Below are 24,957 nucleotides of genomic sequence, written 5' to 3'. Positions count from 1 at the left end.
GCGCCCGGAGGGCGCGGGCCTGCGGCGTCTGGTGCCGTGCATCGCAAGGCGGAGGGGCGCCCGTGTACTGGAGTACTCGGGCGCCCCGACAACGCGGCGAGGTGCGGTGCCAGGCGTCGCAGGCCAGGCGGGACTTTTAAAACACGCCCTAGCCGGACCGCACGTACGAGGGACCGCCCGCCGGGTCATGATCCGGCGGGCGGTTCTCGGTAGAAGGCCCAGCAAGAGGCTCAGTAGGAGGCGATGCCCTCGGGCACCGACTTCTTGACGGCGGCCGACAGCGGCACCAGGAAACCGGTGTCCTTGGCGTGCGCCTTGTCCACCGTGACCTCGGTGTACGCGAGCCGCAGCCCGGTGGTGAAGCGGAAGCCACCGCCCTCCAGCGGCTCCAGGAGCCACGGGACACCGTTCACCTCGACGCCGTCCTGCCGGGAATCCGACATCGCGGGGGGCTTGGGGATACCGCACCGCAGTACGATCGCCGAGCCGCCCCACGCGGCGGTCAGGTCGGACGGCGGTTCGGTGGCGGACCGTTCAAGACCGGCCACCGTGTCCGGAAGCTCCTTGTGCAGCGTGGCACAGAGCCCCGCGACATCGGCGGGCGGCGCGGGCGGGGGGACCACCCGGGCCCCGGCGGTACCCGGGGAGCAGCCCGCGAGGACTGCCACGGCGAGTACGGCCATCGGGGCGGGCAGGGCCAGCAGACGGACGGGCCGGCGGTGGAGGGACATCACCGGCCAAGAGTAGACGGGGGCTACAGATGGACGACCGGGCAGGTCAAGGTGCGGGTGATGCCCTCCACCTGCTGGACCTTGGCGACCACCATGCGGCCGAGTTCGTCCACGGTGTCGGCCTGGGCGCGCACGATCACGTCGTACGGGCCCGTCACGTCCTCGGCCTGGATCACCCCCTGGATCCGGCCGATCGACTCGGCCACCACCGATGCCTTGCCCACCTCGGTCTGGATGAGGATGTACGCCTGTACCACGGAACCTCCAGAGCGGCCGCGAGGATCATTTCCCCTAATCTTCGGGTGGGAAGTCCCGGTCCCGGGGAGAAAGGGACGCCACGGTACCGCGTCGCCGAGCGTCACGGGGAGACCCGCGGGCCCGGCGCCACGCGCAGCGGGGCGTACGGGGAGCAGAAGTTGACGTATCTGTTGACGGTACCCAGTGCTGAGACGGCTCGCGACCGCAAGCGGACTGGGCCAGAAGGAGCACAGCGATGAAGGGCACTGTCGGCGAGCTGGGGGAGTTCGGGCTCATCAAGGAGCTGACCTCACGGCTGACCACCACCCCGGCGGTCCGGCTCGGGCCCGGTGACGACGCGGCGGTCGTGTCCGCGCCCGACCGGCGGGTCGTGGCCAGCACGGACATCCTGCTGGAGGGACGGCACTTCCGGCGCGACTGGTCCACCGCCTACGACGTCGGACGCAAGGCCGCGGCGCAGAACCTGGCCGACATCGCCGCCATGGGGGCGGTGCCCACCGCGCTGCTGCTCGGCCTCGTCGTCCCGGCCGAACTCCCGGTCACCTGGCCCACCGAGCTGATGGACGGGCTGCGCGACGAGTGCCAGGTCGCCGGCGCGGCCGTGGTCGGCGGGGACGTCGTGCGCGGGGACACCATCACGGTGGCCATCACCGCCCTCGGCGACCTGCGCAACCACGACCCCGTGCTGCGCTCCGGCGCCCGGCCCGGCGACGTCGTCGCCGTCACCGGCTGGCTCGGCTGGTCCGCGGCCGGTTTCGCGGTGCTCTCCCGGGGGTTCCGCTCCCCGCGGGCCTTCGTCGAGGCCCACCGGCGCCCCGAACCGCCCTACCACGCGGGTCCCGCGGCCGCCGGCCTCGGCGCCACCGCCATGACCGACGTCAGTGACGGCCTGGTCGCCGACCTCGGGCACATCGCCGAGGCCAGCAAGGTCCGCATCGACCTGCGCTCGGCGGCCGTCGACATCCCGACCCAGATGCACGACATCGGGCAGGCCGTCGGCGTGGACCCGCTCCAGTGGGTGCTGACCGGGGGAGAGGACCACGCCATCGTGGCGACCTTCCCGCCCGACGTGAAGCTCCCGGCCCGCTGGAAGGTCATCGGGGAGGTGCTCAACCGGTCCGCGCTGCCCCAGGTGACCGTGGACGGCGCGCCCTGGACCAGCACCGGCGGCTGGGACCACTTCGGCGCCGACCCGGCGCAGGAACCCCCGCGATGAGCGGCGCCCCGCCCCTGTGCCTGACCGTCGCCGGATCGGACTCCGGCGGCGGGGCGGGCATCCAGGCCGACCTGAAGGCCATGCTGGCGCTGGGGGTGCACGGGATGAGCGTGGTCACCGCCGTGACCGCCCAGAACTCCCTCGGGGTGCGCGGGGTGTGGGAGCTGCCCGCCGAGGCCGTCACCGCCCAGTACCGGGCCGTCGTGGACGACATCGGGGTCGGCGCGGTCAAGACCGGCATGCTCTCCTCCGCCGTCCTGGTGGAGGCCGTGGCCGTGCTGCTGGCGGACACGGCCGCCCCGGCGGTGGTCGATCCCGTCGGGGTCTCCAAGCACGGGGACGCGCTGCTCGCCGCGTCCGCGCTGGCCGCCGTACGGACCGAGCTGCTGCCCCGGGCCACCGTGGCCACCCCGAACCTCGACGAGGTGGCCCGGCTCACCGGCGTACGGGTGGAGGACGAGGACGGCATGCGCCGGGCCGCCGACGCGGTCCTCGGCCTCGGGCCGCGCTGGGCCCTGATCAAGGGCGGCCACCTCCCGGCCGGCCACGAGGCCGTGGACCTGCTGAGCGACGGCTCCACCGAGCTGTGGCTGCGCGCCCCGCGCCACGGCAACCGGCACACGCACGGCACCGGCTGCACCCTGGCGAGCGCCATCGCGGCCGGCCTCGCGCACGGCCTCGACGTCCCGGCGGCCGTCACCGCGGCCAAGGAGTACGTCACGGGCGCGATCACGGCCGGCTTCGCCCTCGGCGCCGGCATCGGCCCGGTGGACCACGCCTGGCGGTGGCGGTCCCGGTGACGGCGCACGGCCGCCCCGGAATCACTCCGGGGCGGCCGTGGATGCGTCAGGGCAAGGCAAAAGGCCGGTCCACCGAGGTGGACCGGCCTTTTTGGCAACCGGAAAGGGCTGCGCTACGACGACGGAAGGCGTCAGCGCGAGACCTTGCCGGCCTTGATGCACGAGGTGCAGGCGTTGAGGCGCTTCGGCGTCCCATTGACCACGGCACGGACGCGCTGGATGTTCGGGTTCCAGCGACGCGAGGTGCGGCGGTGCGAGTGGGAGATGCTGTTGCCGAAGCTCGGCCCCTTGGCGCAAACGTCGCAGTTGGCAGCCACAGGTCACTCCAAAGACTTCAGATGCACTTACAGTGAAACCGGCGCACCGGAATCAGAGAGTCCGAAGTGGTTTGCCGGGGGAAATGGCCCGACTCTCATCGGGCAACCGGAGCAGCATACAACGACTGCGTCGGTCCAAGAAAACTACCATGGCGACCGCGGGCACCGCCCCGGCCGCATCCCGGGCGCACCCCGGACCGGGGCCGTCCTTGGTTACCCTGCGGTGAACCCTCGTCAGCCCAAGGAGGAACACCCGGTGCCGCACGAGCCGCACAGCCTGGACGCCGCCGCGGTGCGCACCTGGAGCTCCCTGGCCCTGACCGCACTGGGCCGGGCCCGCGAGGACATCGACGCGATCAACGTCTACCCGGTCGCCGACGCCGACACCGGGACCAACCTCTACCTGACCGCGCAGTCCGCCGCCCGGGCCCTCGAAGAGGCCTTCGGGAACGCGGGGGATGTGAGCGAGGGCACAGCCGACGGCGCGCAGGACCCCGCTCCGGACGCCGACCGCTCCCCGGACCCTGCCGACGATCCCGCAGGCTCGCTGGCCGTCGCCGTACGGGCCTACGCCCACGGAGCCCTCATAGGCGCCCGGGGCAACTCCGGGACGATCCTCGCGCAGCTGCTGCGCGGCGTGGCCGACGTACTCGGAGGGGAACCGCGGGCGAGTGCCTCCGGGGCGCTGCTGGCCGGGGCGCTCACGCGGGCCGCGGAATCGGCGTACCGGGCCGTCGCGCACCCCGTCGAGGGCACCATGCTCACCGTCGCCGCGACCGCGGCGCGGGCCGCCGAGGCCGCCGCCGAGGCCGCCGCGAGCAGCTGCGACGTCGCCCGGGCCGCCTACGACGGCGCCCGCGCGGCCCTCGCCGAGACCCCCGGGCAGCTGGCCGCGCTGGGCCGGGCCGGGGTCGTGGACGCGGGGGGCTGCGGCGTGGTCGCCGTGCTCGGGGCGCTGTGGCAGGCCCTGTCGGGCCAGGAGGCGGACCCGGAGCCGGCGCGCGGGCCGGCCGTGACGACGGCGCGGCAGCCCTGCGCCGAAGAACCGGACGGCCCCGGGTACGAGGTGATCTACCTGCTCGACGCCCCCGACGCGGCCGTCGACGTCCTGCGCGCCACGCTCGACGGGCTCGGGGACTCGCTGGTGATCGTCGGCGGCGACGGCCTGTGGAACGTCCACGTCCACGTCGAGGACCCCGGCGCCGCCGTGGAAGCCGGAGTGGTCGCCGGCCGGCCCCACCGGATCCGCATCACCCACTTCGGCGACGAACGGCGCCGCGCCCGCGGCCCGCGCGCCCAGCGCGCGGTGGTCGCCGTCGTCCAGGGCGAGGGACTGGCCGTGCTCTGCGAGGAGGCGGGCGCGACCACCGTGCGCCGCCTGCCGGGCGAGCCGCCCGCCGCTGCCGAGATCGCCGCCGCCGTGCGGCGCGCGCACGCCCGCGAGGTGATCCTGCTTCCCGGCGGCGCCGAACAGCGCGCGGCCGCCGCGACCGCCGCCGAACAGGCCCGCGCCGACGGCGTACGGGTCGCCGTCATCCCCACCCGCTCGGCCGTCCAGGGCCTCGCCGCCCTCGCCGTGCACGACCCGGACACCGGCTTCGACGAGGACGTGGTCGCCATGACCGCCGCCGCCGGCGCCACCCGCCACGGCGAACTCGCCATCGCCGAACGGCAGTCCTTCACCTCGGCGGGCATCTGCCAGGCCGGGGACGTCCTCGGGCTCATCGACGGGGACGTCGCGGTCATCGGGTCCGCGCTCGCGGAGACCGCCGAGGCCGTCCTGGAGCGGATGCTGGGCTCCGGCGGCGAACTGGTCACCCTGGTCCTCGGGCCGGAGGTGCCGGACGCGCTCGCCGCCCGGCTGGAGGCGTACGTCCAGCACGGGCACCTGGCCGTCGACACCCTCACCTACCGGGGCGGGCGGTACTCCGCGCCGCTGCTCATCGGCGTCGAGTAGAGCGCCGAGCAGGACGTCGGACAGAGCGCCGGACCGGCCGCCGGGCAGGGCGGCGGGCGGCGGCCCGCCGGGGTCGCGTGCCCCCGTTGTCACAGGGATGGTGTGCAATGAACGGGTGCCCGCGCTCGACGAAGACCTCAAGAAGACCCTCGGCCCCGCCACCGCCAAGGTGCTGGCCGAGCAGCTCGGCCTGCACACGGCCCTGGACCTGCTGCACCACTACCCGCGCCGGTACGCCGAGCGCGGCGAACTGACCTCGCTGGCGGAGCTCGCCGACCAGATCGACGAGCACGTCACCGTCGTCGCCCAGGTCGCCGACGCCCGCGTCCTCACCTTCAACGGCGGGCGCGGCAAGCGGCTGGAGGTGACCATCACCGACGGCAGCGGTCGGCTCCAGCTCGTCTTCTTCGGCGCGGGCGTCCACAAACCGCACAAGGACCTGCTCCCCGGCAGCCGCGCGATGTTCGCGGGCAAGGTCTCGATGTTCAACCGCAAGCTCCAGCTCGCCCACCCCGCCTACGAACCCCTGGGCGTCGACGCCACCACCGCCGAGGCGGTGGACGCCTTCGCCCAGCAGCTGATCCCGATCTACCCGGCCTGCAAGCAGCTGGAGTCCTGGAAGATCACCAAGGCCGTCGACGCGGTCCTGCCCAGCGCCCGCGAGGCCGTGGACCCGCTGCCGCCCGCGCTCCGCGACGGCCGCGGGATGCTCCCGCTCACCGAAGCCCTCCTCAAGATCCACCGGCCGCGCACCAAGGCCGACGTCGAGGACGCACGCCGACGGCTCAAGTGGGACGAGGCCTTCGTCCTCCAGGTCGCCCTGGCCCGCCGCCGGCACGCGGACACCCTGCTCCCCGCCGTCCCCCGCCGCCCCGCCCCCGACGGCCTGCTGGACGCCTTCGACGCCAAGCTCCCCTTCACCCTCACCGACGGCCAGGTCGCGGTCTCCCGCGAGATCTTCGACGACCTGGCCACCGACCACCCCATGCACCGCCTCCTCCAGGGCGAGGTCGGATCCGGCAAGACGATGGTCGCGCTGCGGGCCATGCTCGCCGTCGTCGACAGCGGCGGTCAGGCCGCGATGCTCGCGCCCACCGAGGTGCTCGCCCAGCAGCACCACCGCTCGATCACCGAGATGATGGGCGACCTCGCCGAGGCCGGCCTGCTCGGCGGATCCGACCGGGGGACCAAGGTGGTGCTGCTCACCGGCTCCATGGGGACGGCCGCGCGCCGCCAGGCACTCCTCGACCTGGTCACCGGCGAGGCCGGGATCGTCATCGGCACCCACGCCCTGATCGAGGACAAGGTCAAGTTCCACGACCTCGGGCTGGTCGTGGTCGACGAACAGCACCGCTTCGGCGTGGAGCAGCGCGACGCCCTGCGCTCCAAGGGCAAGCAGCCCCCGCACCTGCTCGTGATGACCGCGACCCCCATCCCGCGCACGGTCGCGATGACCGTCTTCGGCGACCTGGAGACCTCCGTCCTGGACCAGCTCCCCGCCGGGCGCTCGCCGATCGCCACCCACGTGGTGCCCGCGAAGGACAAGCCGCACTTCCTGGCCCGGGCCTGGGAACGGGTCCGAGAGGAAGTGGACAAGGGCCACCAGGCGTACGTGGTGTGCCCGCGGATCGGCGACGGCGAGGACGACCCGAAGGCCGCCAAGAAGAAGGCCGCGGCCGAGGAGGACGGCGAGCGGCGTCCGCCGCTGGCCGTGCTGGAGATCGCCGCGCAACTGGCCGCGGGCCCGCTCGCCGGGGTGTCCGTCGAGGTGCTGCACGGCCGGATGGACCCCGCCGACAAGGACGACGTGATGCGGCGCTTCGCGGCGGGCGAGGTGAAGGTGCTGGTCGCCACCACGGTCATCGAGGTGGGGGTCAACGTACCCAACTCCACGGTCATGGTGATCATGGACGCCGACCGGTTCGGGGTGTCCCAGCTCCACCAGCTGCGCGGGCGCGTGGGCCGCGGCACGGCCCCCGGGCTGTGCCTGCTGGTCAGCGAGATGCACGAGGCCAGCCCGGCCCGGGCCCGGCTGGCCGCCGTCGCCGCCACCCTCGACGGCTTCGAGCTGTCCCGGATCGACCTCGAACAGCGCCGCGAGGGCGACGTCCTCGGCCAGGCCCAGTCGGGCGTGCGCTCCTCGCTGCGGATGCTGTCCGTCATCGAGGACGAGGAGGTCATCGCGCAGGCCCGCGAGGAGGCCGCCCGGGTCGTCGCCGAGGACCCCGAGCTGATCGGGCTGCCCGGTCTGCTGACCGCGCTCGACGCGCTGCTCGACACCGAGCGCGAGCAGTACCTGGAGAAGGGCTGACCAGGAGGTCCTATCGTGGAGCCGCGAGCATTCCCTGAGCGAAGGACCTCCACATGACCCGCGTGATCGCCGGCAGTGCCGGTGGGCGGCGCCTCGTCGTGCCGCCCGGCACCGGCACCCGGCCGACCTCCGACCGGATGCGCGAAGGCCTCTTCTCCACCTGGGAGTCGCTGCACGGAGTCGAAGGAGCCCGGGTCCTGGACCTGTACGGCGGCTCCGGCGCGGTCGGCCTGGAGGCGCTGTCCCGCGGCGCCGCCCACGCCCTGCTCGTGGAGGCCGACGCGAAGGCCGCGAAGGCGATCCGCGACAACATCGCCGCCCTGGGCCTCGCGGGCGCTGAATTCAGGGCGGGCAAAGCGGAACAGATCGTGGCGATCCGGGCGTCGGGGGACCCGTACGACATCGTTTTCCTCGACCCGCCCTACGACGTCGCGCACGACGATCTTGCGGAGATCCTGCTCACACTCCGGTCGAATGCCTGGCTCACCGGCGATGCGCTCGTCACCGTGGAGCGCAGCACCAGAAGCGGTGCGTTCCCCTGGCCCGACGGTTTCGCGCCGCTCCGCTCCCGGCGGTACGGCGAAGGCACCCTTTGGTACGGTCGCGCCGCCTTCACCAGCGAAGAGTCATGATGCCCGCACCGGAGAGCGAGGGACTTCAGTTGCGCCGCGCCGTCTGTCCGGGGTCGTTCGACCCCATCACCAACGGACACCTCGACATCATCGGCAGGGCCGCCCGGCTCTACGACGTCGTGCATGTCGCCGTGATGATCAACCAGTCGAAGAAGGGCCTGTTCTCCGTCGAGGAGCGGATCGAGCTGATCCGCGAGGCCACCGCCGACTACGGGAACGTCGTGGTCGAGTCCTTCCACGGGCTGCTCGTCGACTTCTGCAAGCAGCGGGACATCCCCGCCATCGTCAAGGGTCTGCGCGCGGTCAGCGACTTCGACTACGAGTTGCAGATGGCCCAGATGAACATCGGGCTGACCGGGGTCGAGACGCTCTTCGTCCCGACGAACCCGACCTACAGCTTCCTCTCCTCCTCCCTGGTCAAGGAGGTGGCGACCTGGGGCGGCGACGTGTCCCACCTGCTGCCCCCCTTCGTCCACACCGCGCTGATGGAACGGCTGCGCGGCAACTGACGCCGCCCGACGCGCTGTCGGGGGGCCGCCCGGGGGCCGTACAGTCGTCCCGTCCGTCTCAGGAACCGCCTGAGGCCGAGAGAGTGCGAGCCACCGTGGACGTGCAGAAGAAGCTCGACGAGATCGTCGCGTCGGTCGGCGGAGCCCGGTCCATGCCCATGTCCGCCTCGTGCGTGATCAACCGCGCCGAGCTGCTCGCCCAGCTCGAAGAGGTGCGCCAGGCGCTGCCCGGTTCCCTGGCGCAGGCGCGGGAGCTGATCGGCGGGCGCGAGCAGATGGTCGAGGAGGCCCGCCGCGAGGCGGACCGGATCATCGAGTCCGCGCACGCCCAGCGCGGTTCGCTGGTCTCCGACACCGAGATCGCGCGGCGCTCGCAGGGCGAGGCCGACCGGATCCTGGCGGAGGCCCGCCGGGAGGCCGAGGAGATCCGCGCCGAGGCCGACGACTACGTCGACAGCAAGCTCGCGAACTTCGAGGTGGTCCTCTCCAAGACCATCGGATCCGTGGACCGCGGCCGCGAGAAGCTGCTGGGGCGCGGGCCGGGACTGGACGAGCACGGGTTCACGGACCCGGAGGCCCCGGAGCGCAGCCAGGACCCCGAGACCCAGCGGCGCCAGGCCGACGCCTACGTCGACACGAAGCTCGCCACCTTCGAGGCGGTGCTGTCCAAGACCCTGGAGGCGGTGGGCCGCGGCCGCCAGAAGCTGCTCGGCCGCACGCCGACGGACGACCTGGGCGCGCACATGGCGGCCCAGGACGCGGCGGGCGAGCAGTCCCGGACGACGAGCGACGCCGACTTCCTGGCGGGCCTCGCGGAACCGGTGGCGGCCATGGCTCCGCAGCAGCGGTCCCAGGCGCCGCAGGAGCCCGTCTACGAGGCCTACTCCTACCAGCAGCCCACGCAGGCGGCGCAGCAGCCGGACGGCTACGGCTACCAGGACCCCTACGGTTACCAGCAGGCCCCGCAGCAGCCCGATCCGTACGCCGCGTACCAGGGGCAGCAGCAGCCGGACCCCTACGCCGGCGACGGGCAGCCGTACCAGCAGCAGGCGTACCAGCAGCAGCCGCAGACGCAGCAGCAGCCCGGGCAGCAGGCCCTCGACGAGACCAGTCTCTTCGACACGAGCATGATCAATCTGGACCAGCTGCGCCAGTACGAACAGGGCCGCTGAGCGGCTCCCGCGGAGCGCCCCGCCCCGGATTGGGCGCAGAGCGAAGCGGCGGGTATCCTGGCTCTTCGGTCGCGCGTATGCGACGCGATCCTTGCTGCCCGCAGCGGCATACAGCTGAGCGATCTCTGAAAGTTGGACCAGCCCTGAACACCCACCTCGACCACCGCAACCCCCTCGTGTTCGACACGCACGAGCTGGGTCGGCGTCCTGGTGCGTTGCTTCGGCTGACCCGCGAGGTCGCGGCGCCCGGGGACTTCGGTCTCGCGGACGTCATCGAAGTGCCGGAAGGCGCTCCGGTGAAGCTGAGGCTCCGGCTGGAGTCGGTCATGGAAGGGGTGCTTGTCACAGGCACCGCCCGTGCACTGGCCGCCGGGGAATGCGTAAGGTGTCTGGAGGCCGTCGAGCGCGAGCTCAAGGCGGACTTCCAGGAGATGTTCTCGTACCCTGACGCCGACGACCGGGGCCGTGTGAAAGCGGAGCCGGGCGACGACGTTGAGAATGACGAGGACACGCTCTTCATCGAGGACGGCTTGTTCGACCTCGAACCAGTGCTGCGTGACGCGGTGGTGCTCGCACTGCCGCTGCAGCCGGTGTGCCGGGAGGACTGTCTCGGACTGTGTCCCGAATGCGGGATCAGTCTGAACGACGACCCGGACCACCACCATGACGCCACCGACATCCGTTGGGCGGCATTGCAGGGACTCGTCGTGACCGATCAGGACGACGAGAAGGACAACATGAGCGGCGCCGCATCTGACGTCCAGCGCGCCGCCGAGAAGCAGGAGAAGTAGCCGTGGCTGTTCCGAAGCGGAAGATGTCGCGCAGCAACACGCGCCACCGCCGGTCGCAGTGGAAGGCTGCGGTCCCCACCCTGGTTTCGTGCGAGCGTTGCCAGGAGCCGAAGCTCCAGCACATTGCGTGCCCGAGCTGCGGCACCTACAACAAGCGCCAGGTCCTCGAGGTCTGAGCGGCTGGTGAGAGGCGCAATGTCTGAGCTTGCCGGCGGCTCAACGCAGGCAGACACGAACAAAGCGGCCTCGTCCCACACGCTTCTGGAAGGGCGGCTCGGGTACCACCTCGAGTCCGCCCTTCTGGTGCGTGCACTGACCCACCGTTCGTACGCGTACGAGAACGGCGGTCTGCCCACCAACGAGCGGCTGGAGTTCCTCGGGGACTCGGTGCTCGGCCTGGTGGTCACGGACACGCTCTATCGGACCCACCCGGACCTGCCGGAAGGCCAACTGGCCAAACTGCGGGCCGCTGTGGTCAATTCGCGTGCGCTGGCGGAGGTCGGGCGCGGGCTCGAACTCGGCCTCTTCATCCGGCTCGGCCGGGGCGAAGAAGGCACGGGCGGCCGGGACAAGGCCTCCATCCTCGCCGACACCCTTGAAGCGGTGATCGGCGCGGTCTATCTCGACCAGGGTCTCGACGCGGCCGCGGAGCTGGTTCACCGGCTCTTCGATCCGCTGATCGAGAAGTCATCGAGCCTCGGCGCAGGCCTGGACTGGAAGACCAGTCTCCAGGAACTGACCGCGGCCGAGGGGCTCGGCGTACCCGAGTACCTGGTCAGCGAGACGGGACCGGACCACGAAAAGACCTTCACCGCTGCTGCTCGCGTCGGTGGTGTCTCGTACGGCACCGGCACCGGCCGCAGCAAGAAGGAAGCGGAACAGCAGGCTGCGGAGTCCGCGTGGCGCGGCATTCGCGCCGCCGCGGACGAGCGGATCGCGGCGGAAGCCGCTCCCGCCGCCGCACCGGCTGTCGCCGAGGCTCCGGCCGAGGACGGCGGGGCGCCGACGCCCGCCGGCCCGACGCCGACGGTCTGAGCTTCCTTCGGGAGTTTCCCCGCCCGCCCCTGCTCCGGCAGGGGCGGGCGGACCCGTTTCCGGGCGGCGGCCCGGGGCCTGCCGCCCTGGGGCTCCACCGCGGTGGCGCGGGGCCCGGCGGTAGGCTCGGGGGAGTCGAGACAGACCGCCCCTGCAAGGAGACACCGTGCCCGAGCTGCCCGAAGTCGAAGTCGTGCGGCGCGGGTTGGCGCGATGGGTGGCCGGGCGGACCGTCGCGGCGGTCGAGGTGCTGCACCCCCGCGCGGTACGCCGGCACACCGGCGGCGGCGCCGATTTCGCGGCCCGCCTCGCGGGGCGGACCATCGGCGCGCCGCAGCGCCGCGGCAAGTACCTGTGGCTGCCCCTGGACGACCGGGACCTGTCCGTACTGGCCCACCTCGGCATGAGCGGCCAGCTCCTGGTGCAGCCCGCCGGGGCCCCCGACGAGAAGCACCTGCGCATCCGGGTCCGCTTCGCCGACTCCGCGGGGACCGAGCTGCGCTTCGTGGACCAGCGGACCTTCGGCGGGCTGTCCCTGCACCCGACCGTCCCCGGCAGCGCCGAAGGGCTCCCGGACGTCATCGCGCACATCGCCCGCGACCCTCTGGACCCCGGCTTCGACGAGATGCTCTACCACGCCGCCCTGCGCGCCAAGCGGACCACGCTCAAGCGGGCGCTGCTGGACCAGTCCCTGATCAGCGGCATCGGGAACATCTACGCGGACGAGGCGCTGTGGCGCGCCAAGCTGCACTACGAGCGTCCCACCACCACCCTCGCGGGTCCGCGGAGCCGGGAACTCCTCGGCCACGTCCGCGACGTGATGAACGCGGCCCTGGCGGTCGGCGGCACCAGCTTCGACAGCCTCTACGTCAACGTGAACGGCGAGTCGGGCTACTTCGACCGCTCGCTCGACGCCTACGGCCGCGAGGACGAACCCTGCCGGCGCTGCGGCACGCCCATGCGGCGCCGCCCGTGGATGAACCGGTCCAGCTACTTCTGCCCGCGCTGTCAGCGCCCGCCGCGCGTCTCGTCGTAGGACTGCCGGGCGGCCAGGACCGGCGTCATGCTGCCCTCGACGAAGTGGATCAGTGACAGCAGCCGCTCGGCGATCTCCCGGCCCAGCGGCGTCAGCTCGTAATCGACGCGCGGGGGGTTCGTCGGCTGTGCCTCGCGGTGCACGATGCCGTCGCGCTCCAGCGCGTGCAGCGTCTGGGAGAGCATCTTCTCGCTCACCCCGTCGACCCGGCGGCGCAGTTCGTTGAAGCGGCGCGCCCCGTCGTAGAGGGCGCCGACCGTCAGGCTGCCCCACCGCCCGGTGACGTGTTCCAGCGTCTCGCGGGACGGGCAGTTGCGCGCGAAGACATCGAACGGCAGTTCGGCCGCTCCGGTGCTTTCGGTACAGGCGGAGGTCTCCATGAGGACAGGCTACTCTCGCACAGCGCTAACTCGTAGCTTGCGCTATCCAAAAGTTAGTGCTTACCTTCTCTCGGCGCACCACCCGGCGCCACCCCGCTCCCGAGGAGATCCACCGTGTCCGCTCAGCTCCCCACCCCCGTCGTCTCGATCGCCTACCACTCCGGATTCGGCCACACCGCGGTCCTCGCGGAGGCCGTCCGGGCCGGCGCCGCCGACACGGGCGCCACCGTGCACCTGATCAAGGTCGACGAGATCGACGACACCCAGTGGGCACTCCTGGACGCCTCCGACGCGATCGTCTTCGGATCCCCGACCTACATGGGCACCGCCTCCGGCGCCTTCCACGTCTTCGCCGAGGCCACCTCGAAGCGCTGGTTCGCGGACGCCTGGCGGGACAAGCTCGCCGCGGGCTTCACCAACTCCGCGTCCAAGAGCGGCGACAAGGCCGGCACCCTCGGCTTCTTCCAGACGCTGGCCTCGCAGCACGGCATGAACTGGATCAGCCTGGGCCTGAAGCCCGGCTGGAACGCGAGCACCGCCTCCGAGAACGACCTGAACCGGCTCGGCTTCTCCAGCGGCGCCGCCGCGCAGAGCAATGCGGACCAGGGCGTCGAGGGCGTGCACAAGGCGGACCTGCTGACCGCCGAGCACCTCGGCCGCCGCGTCGCCACCACGACCCGCGTCTTCCTCGCGGGCCGCGCCGCCGTCGCCGCCTGACCCGAGCCCCTTTCCGCGGGCCCGTCGGCGCGGCTAGAAGCCGAAGTCCTGGGTCCACCAGGGGCCGCCGGAGGCGAAGTACGCGCCGACGCCGAGGGTGCGGAACTCGCAGTTGAGGATGTTGGCCCGGTGGCCCGGGCTCTCCATCCACGCCTTCATGACCGAGTCGGCGTCGCCCTGGCCGCGGGCGATGTTCTCGCCGCCGAGGCTGGTGATCCCCGCGTTGGACGCCCGGTCCCAGGGGGTCCTCCCGTCGGGATCGGTGTGGTCGAAGAAGCCGCGCACGGCCATGTCCTTGCTGAACGCGCCGGCGAGCGAGGCCAGCGGCGGGTTCGCGCGGACCGGACCGCAGCCCGCCTTGGCGCGCTCCAGGTTGACCAGGGCCAGGACGGCGGACTCCTCCGCGGAATCCCCGCCGGGCGCCGGAGCGGAGGGCTTGGCCGACGGCGGATCGGCCGGCTTCGGCGGCTTGGGCGCCGGTACGGGGGCCTTCGGAGCCCTGGTCGACGGCGCCGCGGAGGGCCGGGCCGACGCGGAATCGGAGGCGGAAGCGGAGGCGGAAGCCGACGGAGTCGGCGTCGGCGAGGCCGAAGCGGACGCCGACGGTGACGGCGAGGGCGGCGGCGAGGCCGACGGGCTGCCGGCTGGCGAGGGGGCGTCAGGCGAGCGGCCGGAAAGGTTCGCCAGGCCGCTCTGCTCGTTCGCCTCATCCGCGCCGCGGTCCTCGCCGCGCGGTGCCGCCCCGGCCTCGTCCTTGGTGTCCGCGCTCTGGCCGACGTAGGGGAAGCTGCCGCCGACCGGCACCAGGCCGGTGGTCACGGCCGCGGTCCCCAGGACCACGGCCACGCAGGCGCCCAGCAGCCCGGTGCGCACGGCGGTGCCGCCGCGCTTGCCGCGGCCGTCGCGCTCCGGCGCGGGGAGTCGGTGGCGTCCCATCGGCTCTGCCTTCCAAGATCAACCGTTACTCACCCAAATGGGTGAGGTATTGAGGCGCGACTGTAGTCCATGCGGCCCGGGGGGCGAGGTGACCGGAATTCGCCTGCCCGGTTAGCGTTCACGCATGAACGAACACGTCCGGGTGACCGCCTGGGTACGCGGCCGGGTACAGGGAGTGGGCTTCCGCTGGTTCACCAGGGCCAATGCGCTGGAGATCGGCGGCCTCGTGGGCTTCGCACTGAACCTGGACGACGGCCGAGTACAGGTCGTCGCCGAAGGTCAACGTGAGAATTGCCACCGGCTGCTCGACTGGCTCCGGTCCGCCGACACGCCCGGGCGGGTCGACGGGGTGACCGAGATCTGGGGAATTCCGCGCGGCGGCTACGACGGGTTCGCCATCCGGTGATTGCGGGGGTGGTCACATCTACATACCGCCGGAACTGCGCATACGTTGCCGAGCGTGGTCATCCGTGGAACGCTCGGAGGAGAGGACGATCTCTCCTACCCGTGCGGGGACCGGGCTGTCCGCCGATACAGGGCGTGATCGTGTTGACCGTCAAACTTTTTGGTGAGACGCTGGAAGCCCCGCGCACCTGAGCTGTTTGGCAGTGTTGGCAGTATTGAGCGCAGTGACTGACAGCCACTGCCGGACAACGCGGGTGCGATTCCCTCACGACCCACACCGCTCTCGGTCGGTCACTCAGTGTGGAGGACCATCCATCATGGCAAAGGCGCTTCTCGGTTACGTCGGCGGTTCCGACCCGCGACTCCTCGCCGAGATGCGACGGCTTCAGCAGCGCGTCCAGGACCTCGAGTCCGAACTCGGACGAATCCAGTCCGAGAATGACGCTCTGAACGCGGCCGCCGCTCAGCACGGAGACTCGCTGCTGGACAGCATCGACATCGACGTATCCCAGGCGGAGCCTGCGCTCACCTGATTCCGCGATCTCGTCGCTGTACCTGAACAGCCCGCTCCATACGGCTGTCAGGACCGCTTGATCTGCAAGGGACGCTTCGGCGTCCCTTCTTTTCTTTCCGCCACGCCGCTGCGCCCCGGAGTTCGCCGCTCTCCCATGGGGCCAGGTGGGGGGCCGTTTCCTTTAACGTCTGATGTGCCCTGCACCTTCATGGGTGAAACCGAACGTGAAAGGTAGAGTCCGGCGGCGTGCACCTCAAGGCCCTGACCCTGCGCGGTTTCAAATCGTTCGCGTCCGCCACCACCCTGCGCTTCGAGCCGGGCATCACCTGTGTCGTCGGGCCCAACGGCTCCGGCAAGTCCAATGTGGTGGACGCGCTCTCCTGGGTCATGGGGGAGCAGGGAGCCAAGTCCCTGCGCGGCGGCAAGATGGAAGACGTCATCTTCGCGGGAACCACCGGCCGTCCGCCGCTCGGCCGGGCCGAGGTCTCCCTGACCATCGACAACTCCGACGGCGCGCTGCCCATCGACTACGCCGAGGTCACCATCACCCGGATCATGTTCCGGGGCGGCAGCAGCGAGTACCAGATCAACGGGGACACCTGCCGCCTCCTGGACATCCAGGAGCTGCTGTCCGACTCCGGGATCGGCCGCGAGATGCACGTCATCGTGGGCCAGGGCCAGCTGGACTCGGTCCTGCACGCCGATCCGATGGGCCGCCGCGCCTTCATCGAGGAAGCGGCGGGCGTACTGAAGCACCGCAAGCGCAAGGAGAAGGCGCTGCGGAAGCTGGACTCCATGCAGGCGAACCTCGCCCGCGTCCAGGATCTGGGCGACGAGCTGCGGCGCCAGCTCAAACCGCTGGGACGGCAGGCCGCGGTGGCCCGGCGGGCCGCCGTCATCCAGGCCGACCTGCGCGACGCGCGGCTGCGGCTGCTCGCGGACGACCTCGTCACCCTGCGCGGGGCGCTCGACGCGGAGATCGCGGACGAGTCGGCGCTCAAGGAGCGCAAGGAATCGGCCGAAGCGGAACTGGCCGACGCGCTGCGCCGGGAGGCCGCTCTGGAGGAGTCCGTGCGTACGCTGGCGCCGCGGCTCCAGCGGGCGCAGCAGACCTGGTACGAACTGTCGCAGCTGGCGGAACGGGTCCGCGGGACGGCTTCGCTGGCCGAGGCGCGGGTGCGCAGCGCGACGGCGCCGGTGGAGGAGGAGCGGCGCGGCCGGGACCCCGAGGACCTGGAGAAGGAGGCCGTCCGGATCCGCGAGCAGGAAGCGGAACTGGAGGCCGCGCTGGAGGCGGCCACCCGGGCGCTGGAGGACACCTCGGCGCACCGGGCGGAACTGGAACGCGCGCTGGAGGGCGAGGAGCGGCGGCTGCGGGACGCGGCGCGGGCCATCGCCGACCGGCGCGAGGGCATCGCCCGGCTGACGGGCCGCCTGGGCGCGGCCCGCTCCCGGGCCGGGGCGGCGCAGGCCGAGATCGACCGGCTGGTGGCCGCCCGGGACGAAGCGGAATCCCGTGCGGTGGCCGCGCGGGAAGAGTACGAGGCCCTCGTCCGGGAGGTCGGGGCGGTGGATGCGGAAGAGTCCGAAGCGGCGGAACACGAGCACGCGCGGGCGGAACTGACGGCGGCGGACGAGGCGCTCTCGGCGGCCCGGGACGCGCTGGCGGTGGCGGAACGGTCCCGCGCGGCGGTGGCGGCGCGGCGGGAGGCGCTGGCGCTGGGCCTGCGCCGCAAGGACGGCACCGCGGCGCTGCTGGCGGCGCGGGACCGGCTGACCGGGCTGCTCGGTCCGGCGGCGCAGCGGCTGACGGTGGCTCCGGGGTACGAGGTCGCGGTGGCGGCGGCCCTGGGGGCGGCGGCCGACGCCCTCGCCGTGACCACCCCGGCGGCGGCCGCCGCCGCGATCCGCCACCTGCGCGACACCGACGCGGGCCGCGCCACGTTCCTCATCGCCCCGAGCTCCCTCCCGCCCCAGCCGCCGGCCCCACGGGCCGAGGGCGACGCCGGGGCGGTGGTTGCGCCGGGTCCCGAGGCCGGCCCCAGCGGCCCGGAGGGCGCCATCCCGCCCGCCCAGGTCCCCTCACCGGCCGGCCCGGCGCGGGCGTACCCCGGCGAACCGGGGGCCGCCGGCGCACGGGAGGCGTCCACCGCCACGGACCGACCCGCCCCGGACCCGGGTTCCGCCCCGGCCGCCCAAGCCGTCGGCCTCGCCGCCGACCCCGACCCCGACCTGCTGCACGGCGTGCCCGTCGGGGCTGTGGTCGAGGGGGATGCCGGGGTGGTGCGGGCCGTGGGGTGGGTCGTGCGGGACTACCGGGTCGTGGCGGATCTGGGGGCGGCCGAGGCGTTGGTGGCGCGGTGGCCCGGACTGGTCGCGGTGACCGTCGGCGGAGACGTGCTCGGGGCGCACCTCGCGCAGGGCGGGGCCGCCGGAGCGCCCAGCCTCATCGAGGTGCGGGCCGCCGTGGACGAGGCGGACGCCGACCTGGCCGCCCTGGAGGTCCGCTGCCGGGAGCTGGCCGCGGGCAGGGCGGCCGCCGAGGCCCGGCGCCGGGAGTGCGCCCGCCTGGTCGAGGAGCTGGCCGAGCGGCGCAGTGCGGGCGAACGGGCGCGCGCCGGGGTCGCCCAGCAGCTCGGCCGGCTGTCCGGCCAGGCGAAGGGCGCGGCGGGCGAGGCCGAGCGCTGCGCCGCCGCCGCGGCCAAGGCCCAGGACGCTCTGGAGCAGGCGCTGGCCGACGTGGAGGAGTGCGCCGAGCGGCTCGCCGTGGTCGAGGAGATGCCCGGCGAGGAAGAGCCGGACACCTCGGCCCGCGACCGACTCGCGGCGGACGGCGCGAACGCCCGCCAGACCGAAATGGAGGCCCGGCTCCAGCTGCGCACCCACGAGGAGCGGGTCAAGGCCCTGGCCGGCCGGGCCGATGCCCTGGACCGCGCGGCCAGGGCGGAGCGCGAGGCCCGGGCCAGGGCCGAGCGCCGCACCGCCCGGCGGCGCCACGAGGCCCGGGTGGCCACCGCGGTGGGCGACGGCGCCCGCCAGCTGCTGGCGCACATCGAGGTGTCGCTGTCCCGCGCGGACCGCGAGCGCACGGCCGCCGAGTTCGCGAAGGGCGTCCGTGAGCGGGAGCTGGCGCAGGCCCGTACCCGCGGCCGCGACCTCAAGGGCGAACTGGACAAGCTGACCGACTCCGTCCACCGCGGCGAGGTGCTCGGCGCCGAGAAGCGGCTGCGCATCGAGCAGGTGGAGACCAAGGCGCTGGAGGAGTTCGGGGTGACGGCGGCCGGGCTGGTCGCCGAGTACGGCCCGGACCAGCCGGTGCCCCCGAGCCCGCCCGCCGACGCAGCGGAGCGGGGCGGCGAGGAGGCGGAGTGCGACCCGCTGCCGGGTCTCTTCGTGCGGGCGGAGCAGGAGAAGCGGCTGCGGGCCGCCGAGCGCGCGTACCAGCAGCTCGGCAAGGTCAACCCGCTGGCGCTGGAGGAATTCGCGGCGCTGGAGGAGCGGCACGCGTTCCTGAGCGAGCAGCTGGAGGACCTGCGCAAGACCCGGGCGGACCTCCTTCAGGTCGTGAAGGAGGTGGACCAGCGCGTCGAGCAGGTCTTCACCGAGGCGTACCACGACACGGCCCGCGAGTTCGAGGGGGTCTTCGCCCGCCTCTTCCCCGGCGGCGACGGCCGGCTGATCCTGACCGATCCCGACAACATGCTCACCACCGGCGTGGACGTGGAGGCCCGGCCGCCGGGCAAGAAGGTCAAGCGGCTCTCGCTGCTCTCCGGCGGCGAGAGGTCGCTGACGGCCGTGGCGCTGCTGGTCTCCATCTTCAAGGCGCGGCCCAGCCCGTTCTACGTGATGGACGAGGTCGAGGCGGCCCTGGACGACACGAACCTCCAGCGGCTGATCCGGATCATGGAGGAGCTGCAGGAGAGTTCACAGCTGATCGTGATCACGCACCAGAAGCGAACGATGGAGGTCGCGGACGCCCTCTACGGCGTTTCGATGCAGGGCGACGGGGTATCGAAGGTCATCAGCCAGCGCCTCCGCTGAGGCCCCGACCCCCCCATTCGTTCAAGAGGTGAACCCATCAGCTGCCCGGCTCGGGTCGAATGGGCGGACCTGTGCGATCGAGTGAAGTCATCACAAACTATTGACTTCACAAAATGAACACATAGGCTCGCTCCCGCTGCCCTTCCCTTCGGGTGGTGCCCGATCTTGAACTGTGCGCCACTGGAAGGAATCACCCCCACACCAGCCCGTCACCGCAGCCGGGCACGCAGGAGCAGACCTTGACCAGCAGCACATCACAGGCGGCCTCGTCCGGCAGCGGACGCGCGGCCCAGCCCGACCACCTCGGCCACGTCGTCTTCATCACCGCGGCTGCCGCGATGGGCGGCTTCCTCTTCGGCTACGACAGCTCCGTCATCAACGGCGCCGTCGAGGCCATCCGCGACCGCTTCGACGTCGGTTCGGGAACCCTCGCCCAGGTGATCGCCGCCGCACTCATCGGCTGCGCCTTCGGCGCGGCCACCGCCGGCCGCATCGCCGACCGGATCGGCCGCATCCGCTGCATGCAGATCGCCGCCGTCCTCTTCACCGCGAGCGCCATCGGTTCCGCCCTCCCGTTCGCCCTCTGGGACCTCGCCCTGTGGCGCGTCATCGGCGGCTTCGGCATCGGCATGGCCTCGGTCATCGGCCCGGCCTACATCGCCGAGGTCTCGCCGGCCGCCTACCGCGGCAGGCTCGCCTCCTTCCAACAGGCCGCGATCGTGATCGGCATCGCCATCTCGCAGCTCGTCAACTGGGGCATCCTGAACCTCGCCGACGGAGAGCAGCGCGGCAAGATCGGCGGCCTGGAAGCCTGGCAGTGGATGCTCGGCGTGATGGTGGTCCCGGCCGTGCTCTACGGCCTGCTGTCCTTCGCCATCCCGGAGTCCCCCCGCTTCCTCGTCTCGGTCGGCCGCATGGAGAAGGCGAAGACCGTCCTGCGGGAGGTCGAGGGCGAGGGCATCGACGCCGACGCCCGGGTGCGCGAGATCGACAACGCCATCCATTCGGAGCAGAAGTCCACCTTCAAGGACCTCCTCGGCGGACGCTTCGGTTTCCTGCCGATCGTCTGGATCGGCATCGGCCTCTCCGTCTTCCAGCAGCTCGTCGGCATCAACGTGATCTTCTACTACAGCTCCTCGCTGTGGCAGTCGGTCGGCATCGACCCCAGCTCCTCGTTCCTGTACTCCTTCGAGACCTCCGTCGTGAACATCATCGGTACGGTCATCGCGATGGTGTTCGTGGACCGCATCGGCCGCAAGCCGCTGGCCCTGATCGGCTCCGCCGGCATGACGATCTCCCTCGCGCTCGCCGCGTGGGCCTTCTCCTACAAGGACACCAGCGGCGGCGACATCGCCCTGCCGCACGCCCAGGGGCTCGTGGCCCTCATCGCCGCGAACTTCTTCGTCCTCTTCTTCGCCCTCTCCTGGGGCGTGGTGGTCTGGGTGCTGCTCGGCGAGATGTTCCCGGGCCGGATCCGCGCGGCCGCCCTCGGTGTGGCCGCCGCCGCCCAGTGGGTCGCCAACTGGGTCATCACGGTCTCGTTCCCGACGCTCTCGGACTGGAACCTGTCCGGTGCGTACGTGATCTACGCGGTCTTCGCCATGCTCTCGATCCCCTTCATCCTCAAATGGGTGCCGGAGACCAAGGGCAAGGCGTTGGAGGAGATGGGGTAACCATCCCCCGCCACCACCCCTCTCCTCCGCGGCGCTGCCCCGGCTCAGTCCTTGAGCCGGGGCAGCACCCGTTCGCAGAGCAGTTCCAGGCTGCGCCGCCCCTCCTGCGGCGGCATCCCGCCGCAGAGCGGGTGCAGGACGAGGTTGCCCGCCCCGCCCGCGCCCCGGGCGTACGCCACCGCCTCGTCCGGGGTCAGGATCCGGTACACCCCCTCCGCGCGCAGCTCCTCGACGGTGCGCGCGCCGGACCGTACCGCCGAGCGGATGTCCTTGGACTGCCAGGAGGCGTACATGCCCGCCTCGTGCAGCAAGTGGTGCCCGTACAGCGCCCACGCCCGGTCCGGGTCCTCGGCGATGTTCAGCAGCGGGGTCTCGGCCGCGGGCATCATGCAGAACCCCTCCGTGCCGTACTCCGCCAGCCGCGCGAGGTAGTAGGCCTCCAGCTCCGGCAGGTGCGCGCTCGGGAAGAACGGCAGGCCGAGCCGGGCCGCGCGGCGGGCCGCCGGCTGCGAGCTGCCGCCGACCAGCAGCAGCGGGTGCGGCCGGGTGAAGGGGCGCGGGGTGACCTTCACCGTGCGGCCGCGGAAGGTGAAGGGCTCGCCGGTCCATGCCTTGAGCAGGGTCTCCAGCAGCTCGTCCTGGAGCCGGCCGCGCCGGCCCCACTCGACGCCGTGCTGCTCGTACTCCTCGGGCCGGTAGCCGATGCCCGCGACCGTCACCAGCCGGCCGCCGCTCAGCAGGTCCAGGACCGCGATGTCCTCGGCGACCTTCAGCGGATCGTGCAGGGGCCCGATGATCGCGGAGACGGTGACCGCGATCCGGCGGGTGGCGCCGAAGACCGCGCCCGCGAAGGCGAAGGGGGAGGGCAGCCAGTTGTTGTCGGTGCCGTGGTGCTCCTCGGTCTGGAGCGTGTCCACGCCGTGCTCGTCGGCGTACCGCGCCATCTCCAGCGCCGCCCGGTAGCGGGCGGAGAGGGTCTCGGGCGTGCCGTCCGGGTCGATCAGGTTGAACCGGACCACGGTGATGGGCATGAAGAGGTCCCCCTTCGCCTTGCTGCTCGCGGTGACGGGCCGGGCGAAGGGGGACGTTAGCTGACGTGGCGTCAGTTGGACAGGGATCCGGTGCGCGGGAGCACGCGAGACGGTCCGGACGGCGGCTCGCGCCCCCGGCTCGGCCGCCGGGGTCCGGGGTCCGGGCCGCGCGTGACCGATACTGGGTGGGTTATGGACATCCTCATCCTTGCTGTAGTCATCGCCCTGGTCGCGGTCGGCGCGATCAGCGGGCTCGTGGTCAGCAGCCGCAAGAAGAAGCAGCTGCCCCCCACGGCACCGCCGAGCACGCCGACCATCACCGTCCCGCCCGCCGAGCCGCAGGTCGGGGACGACGCCGCACCCACGGTCGACGAGCCGCGCCGCACGATCGAGGAGGTCGCGCTCCCCGACGCGGAGGCCGCCACCGACTCGCCGGTCGCCGTCGAGGACCCCGTCGTCGCGGCGCCCGAGGCGCCCGCGCTGGACGTCCCCGAGCCCACCGCCGGACGCCTCGTCCGGCTGCGCGCCCGGCTCGCCCGCTCACAGAACTCGCTGGGCAAGGGGCTGCTGACGCTCCTCTCCCGCGAACACCTCGACGAGGACACCTGGGAGGAGATCGAGGAGACCCTCCTCATCGCCGACGTCGGTGTCGCCCCCACGCAGGAGCTGGTGGACCGGCTCCGCGAGCGGGTCAAGGTCCTCGGCACCCGCACCCCGGCCGACCTGCGTGCCCTCCTGAAGGAGGAGCTGCTCACCCTGCTCGGCACCGACTTCGACCGCGCGGTCAAGACCGAGAGCGGCCTGGACACCCCGGCCGTCGTCATGGTCGTCGGCGTCAACGGCACCGGGAAGACCACCACCACCGGCAAGCTGGCCCGCGTCCTGGTGGCCGACGGCCGCAGCGTGGTGCTCGGCGCGGCCGACACCTTCCGCGCCGCCGCCGCCGACCAGCTCCAGACCTGGGGCGAGCGGGTCGGGGCGCGGACCGTCCGCGGCCCCGAGGGCGGCGACCCGGCGTCGATCGCCTACGACGCGGTCAAGGAGGGCATCGCCGAAGGCGCGGACGTCGTCCTGATCGACACCGCCGGCCGGCTGCACACCAAGACCGGTCTGATGGACGAGCTGGGCAAGGTCAAGCGGGTCGTGGAGAAGCACGGGCCGCTGGACGAGGTCCTGCTGGTCCTGGACGCCACCACCGGCCAGAACGGCCTGACCCAGGCCCGCGTCTTCGCCGAGGTCGTGGAGATCACCGGCATCGTGCTGACCAAGCTCGACGGCACCGCCAAGGGCGGCATCGTGGTCGCCGTCCAGCGCGAGCTGGGCGTCCCGGTGAAGCTGATCGGCCTGGGCGAGGGCCCGGACGACCTGGCGCCCTTCGAGCCGGAGGCCTTCGTCGACGCCCTGATCGGCGACTGACCCCCGGTCCTCCCGCCCGGCCGTACGCACCCCAGGGCCCCCGCGCTGCGACAGCGCGGGGGCCCTTGCGCACGCCCCCGAGCCGTCGATGACCGCACCGGAGCCGTCAGCGGCTGAAGCGGTGGCAGATGTAGGCCAGCGTGCCCAGCAGCAGCCGGGCCTGCGGGGGGCGGCCCGCGGAGTCCAGGGTCGGCGGGCGCAGCCACACGACCGGTCCGAGCCCGGCGCGGTCGGAGGGCGGGGCCGTGACGAAGGCGCCCTGCCCCAGGGCCCGAAGATCGAGGTCCGCGTCGTCCCAGCCCATCCGGTACAGCAGCTGCGGCAGCTCGGCCGCCGCCCCCGGGGCCACGAAGAACTGGGCCCGCCCGTCGGGCGTCGCGGTCACCGGCCCCAGCGGCAGCCCCATCCGCTCCAGGCGCACCAGCGCCTGGCGGCCGGCCTGCGCGGAGACCTCGATGACGTCGAAGGACCGGCCCGCGGGCAGCAGCACCGCGGCGCCCGGGAACTGGCCCCAGGCCCGCGTGACCTCGTCCAGCGTGGCCCCCGCCGGGACCGCCGCCCCGAAGTCCAGCGGGTGCGCGCCCGGGACCGTACACCGGGCGTCGCCGCAGGAGCAGTCCCCGCCGGGGGAGGCGGCGCGGGCGCCGGGGATCGCGTCCCAGCCCCACAGCCCGGTGTACTCGGCCACCGCCGTGCACTCGGAGGTCCGCCCGCGGCGCCGGGTGCCGGACCGGAACTCCCTGGTGCCGCGGCTGCCGCCGATCGTGAAGCCCATGCCCATGCCCATGCCCCCTCCAACGGGTCGGACGCGCCGGTGGTTACGACGTCGGGGCGACCAGGTCGCCACCGTGCGGCACGGACCGCGCCCGGCGCACTCCTCGCCGCGCGCGCCCCGGCGCACACCGCTGCGCCGACTCCGGGTCGCTCCGTGTCAAGTGAATCGCGCTCGGCCGACGGCGAGTTCATTCGAAGGGGTGGCGAATGGTGGCGATTGCGCAAAGCGCCTCGCGGCAGGGGTGATCGTAGGATTACTTTCAGTGCACGAAACCCCAATGGCCGCCCGTCCGTGGGTATGCCGG

The 24,957-nt window shown here is 72.7% G+C and carries 24 protein-coding genes; 17 read left to right on the top strand and 7 right to left on the bottom strand.

Annotation, left to right across the window (positions count from 1 at the left end; all coding sequences use genetic code 11):
* Window positions 1–230: 230 nt before the first annotated feature.
* Window positions 231–731 carry a DUF3515 family protein gene (locus ABZY31_RS11970; RefSeq protein ID WP_356407991.1) on the bottom strand — a complete coding sequence of 167 codons (501 nt, stop codon included), beginning with the start codon at window positions 729–731 and terminating at the stop codon, window positions 231–233.
* Between the two features lie 23 nt (window positions 732–754).
* Entirely contained in the window at window positions 755–988 is a 234-nt protein-coding gene (locus ABZY31_RS11965; protein ID WP_351040055.1) for an Lrp/AsnC ligand binding domain-containing protein, read from the bottom strand.
* Window positions 989–1,224: 236 nt separating this feature from the next.
* Between ABZY31_RS11965 and ABZY31_RS11960 the strand changes: the two genes are divergently transcribed.
* Both ABZY31_RS11960 and thiD read left to right on the top strand, forming a co-directional pair.
* Window positions 1,225–2,205 carry a thiamine-phosphate kinase gene (locus ABZY31_RS11960; protein WP_356407989.1) on the top strand — a complete coding sequence of 327 codons (981 nt, stop codon included), beginning with the start codon at window positions 1,225–1,227 and terminating at the stop codon, window positions 2,203–2,205.
* Entirely contained in the window at window positions 2,202–3,005 is an 804-nt protein-coding gene (gene thiD / locus ABZY31_RS11955; RefSeq protein ID WP_356407986.1) for a bifunctional hydroxymethylpyrimidine kinase/phosphomethylpyrimidine kinase, read from the top strand. The genes ABZY31_RS11960 and thiD overlap by 4 nt, the downstream gene beginning before the upstream one ends.
* A gap of 131 nt (window positions 3,006–3,136) precedes the next feature.
* On the opposite strand, the gene rpmB is transcribed toward thiD, so the two are convergent.
* Entirely contained in the window at window positions 3,137–3,322 is a 186-nt protein-coding gene (gene rpmB, locus ABZY31_RS11950) for a 50S ribosomal protein L28 (protein WP_073911113.1), read from the bottom strand.
* Window positions 3,323–3,545: 223 nt separating this feature from the next.
* Here rpmB and ABZY31_RS11945 point away from each other — a divergent pair, with 223 nt between their 5' ends.
* From ABZY31_RS11945 to mutM, 9 genes are all read left to right on the top strand, one after another.
* Entirely contained in the window at window positions 3,546–5,279 is a 1,734-nt protein-coding gene (locus ABZY31_RS11945) for a DAK2 domain-containing protein (RefSeq protein WP_356407984.1), read from the top strand.
* A 97-nt stretch (window positions 5,280–5,376) separates the two neighbouring features.
* Window positions 5,377–7,590 carry an ATP-dependent DNA helicase RecG gene (gene recG / locus ABZY31_RS11940; protein WP_356407981.1) on the top strand — a complete coding sequence of 738 codons (2,214 nt, stop codon included), beginning with the start codon at window positions 5,377–5,379 and terminating at the stop codon, window positions 7,588–7,590.
* Between the two features lie 53 nt (window positions 7,591–7,643).
* A complete protein-coding gene (rsmD, locus tag ABZY31_RS11935) occupies window positions 7,644–8,222 on the top strand; it encodes a 16S rRNA (guanine(966)-N(2))-methyltransferase RsmD (RefSeq protein WP_356407978.1) in 579 nt (192 codons plus the stop codon).
* A gap of 29 nt (window positions 8,223–8,251) precedes the next feature.
* Complete coding sequence (gene coaD, locus ABZY31_RS11930; protein WP_356408024.1) at window positions 8,252–8,731, top strand: pantetheine-phosphate adenylyltransferase; 480 nt, start codon at window positions 8,252–8,254, stop codon at window positions 8,729–8,731.
* Between the two features lie 95 nt (window positions 8,732–8,826).
* Window positions 8,827–9,903: an ATP synthase F0 subunit B gene (locus ABZY31_RS11925; protein ID WP_356408021.1), complete on the top strand. Its 1,077-nt coding sequence runs from the start codon at window positions 8,827–8,829 to the stop codon at window positions 9,901–9,903.
* 143 nt (window positions 9,904–10,046) lie between these two features.
* Window positions 10,047–10,694, top strand: coding sequence for a DUF177 domain-containing protein (locus ABZY31_RS11920; RefSeq protein WP_356408018.1), 648 nt, complete (start codon window positions 10,047–10,049; stop codon window positions 10,692–10,694).
* A gap of 2 nt (window positions 10,695–10,696) precedes the next feature.
* Complete coding sequence (rpmF, locus tag ABZY31_RS11915) at window positions 10,697–10,870, top strand: 50S ribosomal protein L32 (RefSeq protein WP_003965982.1); 174 nt, start codon at window positions 10,697–10,699, stop codon at window positions 10,868–10,870.
* A 19-nt stretch (window positions 10,871–10,889) separates the two neighbouring features.
* Window positions 10,890–11,729 (top strand): ribonuclease III, encoded by an 840-nt coding sequence (gene rnc / locus ABZY31_RS11910; RefSeq protein ID WP_356407975.1) that lies wholly within the window; start codon window positions 10,890–10,892, stop codon window positions 11,727–11,729.
* A 166-nt stretch (window positions 11,730–11,895) separates the two neighbouring features.
* Entirely contained in the window at window positions 11,896–12,765 is an 870-nt protein-coding gene (gene mutM, locus ABZY31_RS11905; protein ID WP_356407972.1) for a bifunctional DNA-formamidopyrimidine glycosylase/DNA-(apurinic or apyrimidinic site) lyase, read from the top strand.
* Here mutM and ABZY31_RS11900 read toward each other — a convergent pair.
* Entirely contained in the window at window positions 12,738–13,145 is a 408-nt protein-coding gene (locus tag ABZY31_RS11900) for a helix-turn-helix domain-containing protein (protein ID WP_356407969.1), read from the bottom strand. The two genes, mutM and ABZY31_RS11900, sit on opposite strands and share 28 nt — an antisense overlap.
* Window positions 13,146–13,259: 114 nt before the next feature.
* On the opposite strand from ABZY31_RS11900, the gene ABZY31_RS11895 reads away from it, so the two are divergent.
* Window positions 13,260–13,862 carry a flavodoxin family protein gene (locus tag ABZY31_RS11895; RefSeq protein ID WP_356407966.1) on the top strand — a complete coding sequence of 201 codons (603 nt, stop codon included), beginning with the start codon at window positions 13,260–13,262 and terminating at the stop codon, window positions 13,860–13,862.
* 33 nt (window positions 13,863–13,895) lie between these two features.
* Here the strand turns inward: ABZY31_RS11895 and ABZY31_RS11890 are convergent, their stop codons facing one another.
* Window positions 13,896–14,798: a CAP domain-containing protein gene (locus ABZY31_RS11890; protein ID WP_356407963.1), complete on the bottom strand. Its 903-nt coding sequence runs from the start codon at window positions 14,796–14,798 to the stop codon at window positions 13,896–13,898.
* A 124-nt stretch (window positions 14,799–14,922) separates the two neighbouring features.
* Here ABZY31_RS11890 and ABZY31_RS11885 point away from each other — a divergent pair, with 124 nt between their 5' ends.
* The 4 genes from ABZY31_RS11885 (at window position 14,923) to ABZY31_RS11870 (ending at window position 21,431) form a co-directional block, all read left to right on the top strand.
* Entirely contained in the window at window positions 14,923–15,204 is a 282-nt protein-coding gene (locus tag ABZY31_RS11885) for an acylphosphatase (RefSeq protein ID WP_356407960.1), read from the top strand.
* Between the two features lie 316 nt (window positions 15,205–15,520).
* Window positions 15,521–15,736 carry a hypothetical protein gene (locus ABZY31_RS11880; RefSeq protein WP_356407957.1) on the top strand — a complete coding sequence of 72 codons (216 nt, stop codon included), beginning with the start codon at window positions 15,521–15,523 and terminating at the stop codon, window positions 15,734–15,736.
* Window positions 15,737–15,963: 227 nt separating this feature from the next.
* Window positions 15,964–19,758, top strand: coding sequence for an AAA family ATPase (locus tag ABZY31_RS11875; RefSeq protein ID WP_356407954.1), 3,795 nt, complete (start codon window positions 15,964–15,966; stop codon window positions 19,756–19,758).
* Window positions 19,759–19,997: 239 nt separating this feature from the next.
* Window positions 19,998–21,431 (top strand): sugar porter family MFS transporter, encoded by a 1,434-nt coding sequence (locus ABZY31_RS11870; RefSeq protein WP_356407951.1) that lies wholly within the window; start codon window positions 19,998–20,000, stop codon window positions 21,429–21,431.
* Window positions 21,432–21,475: 44 nt separating this feature from the next.
* Here ABZY31_RS11870 and ABZY31_RS11865 read toward each other — a convergent pair whose 3' ends face one another.
* Window positions 21,476–22,462, bottom strand: coding sequence for an LLM class flavin-dependent oxidoreductase (locus ABZY31_RS11865; protein ID WP_356407949.1), 987 nt, complete (start codon window positions 22,460–22,462; stop codon window positions 21,476–21,478).
* Window positions 22,463–22,654: 192 nt separating this feature from the next.
* On the opposite strand from ABZY31_RS11865, the gene ftsY reads away from it, so the two are divergent.
* Window positions 22,655–23,878, top strand: coding sequence for a signal recognition particle-docking protein FtsY (gene ftsY, locus ABZY31_RS11860; protein WP_356407946.1), 1,224 nt, complete (start codon window positions 22,655–22,657; stop codon window positions 23,876–23,878).
* Window positions 23,879–23,984: 106 nt separating this feature from the next.
* Here ftsY and ABZY31_RS11855 read toward each other — a convergent pair whose 3' ends face one another.
* Window positions 23,985–24,653, bottom strand: coding sequence for a bifunctional DNA primase/polymerase (locus ABZY31_RS11855; RefSeq protein WP_356408015.1), 669 nt, complete (start codon window positions 24,651–24,653; stop codon window positions 23,985–23,987).
* Between the last annotated feature and the right edge of the window lie 304 nt (window positions 24,654–24,957).

It is taken from the genome of Streptomyces sp. NPDC006529 (genome assembly GCF_040611795.1).
GTDB lineage: Bacteria > Actinomycetota > Actinomycetes > Streptomycetales > Streptomycetaceae > Streptomyces.
This window is presented reverse-complemented; position numbering and strand designations above follow the sequence as displayed.

What these genes read in the sequence shown, in the direction of transcription:
- ABZY31_RS11865 (WP_356407949.1), bottom strand. Translation starts at nt 22,462, where the DNA reads ATGCCCATCACCGTGGTCCGGTTCAACCTGATCGACCCGGACGGCACG.
- ABZY31_RS11890 (WP_356407963.1), bottom strand. Translation starts at nt 14,798, where the DNA reads ATGGGACGCCACCGACTCCCCGCGCCGGAGCGCGACGGCCGCGGCAAG.
- thiD (WP_356407986.1), top strand. Translation starts at nt 2,202, where the DNA reads ATGAGCGGCGCCCCGCCCCTGTGCCTGACCGTCGCCGGATCGGACTCC.
- rnc (WP_356407975.1), top strand. Translation starts at nt 10,890, where the DNA reads ATGTCTGAGCTTGCCGGCGGCTCAACGCAGGCAGACACGAACAAAGCG.
- ABZY31_RS11970 (WP_356407991.1), bottom strand. Translation starts at nt 731, where the DNA reads ATGTCCCTCCACCGCCGGCCCGTCCGTCTGCTGGCCCTGCCCGCCCCG.
- ftsY (WP_356407946.1), top strand. Translation starts at nt 22,655, where the DNA reads ATGGACATCCTCATCCTTGCTGTAGTCATCGCCCTGGTCGCGGTCGGC.
- ABZY31_RS11880 (WP_356407957.1), top strand. Translation starts at nt 15,521, where the DNA reads ATGGCAAAGGCGCTTCTCGGTTACGTCGGCGGTTCCGACCCGCGACTC.
- ABZY31_RS11960 (WP_356407989.1), top strand. Translation starts at nt 1,225, where the DNA reads ATGAAGGGCACTGTCGGCGAGCTGGGGGAGTTCGGGCTCATCAAGGAG.
- ABZY31_RS11885 (WP_356407960.1), top strand. Translation starts at nt 14,923, where the DNA reads ATGAACGAACACGTCCGGGTGACCGCCTGGGTACGCGGCCGGGTACAG.
- ABZY31_RS11900 (WP_356407969.1), bottom strand. Translation starts at nt 13,145, where the DNA reads ATGGAGACCTCCGCCTGTACCGAAAGCACCGGAGCGGCCGAACTGCCG.
- rsmD (WP_356407978.1), top strand. Translation starts at nt 7,644, where the DNA reads ATGACCCGCGTGATCGCCGGCAGTGCCGGTGGGCGGCGCCTCGTCGTG.
- recG (WP_356407981.1), top strand. Translation starts at nt 5,377, where the DNA reads ATGGTGTGCAATGAACGGGTGCCCGCGCTCGACGAAGACCTCAAGAAG.
- ABZY31_RS11855 (WP_356408015.1), bottom strand. Translation starts at nt 24,653, where the DNA reads ATGGGCTTCACGATCGGCGGCAGCCGCGGCACCAGGGAGTTCCGGTCC.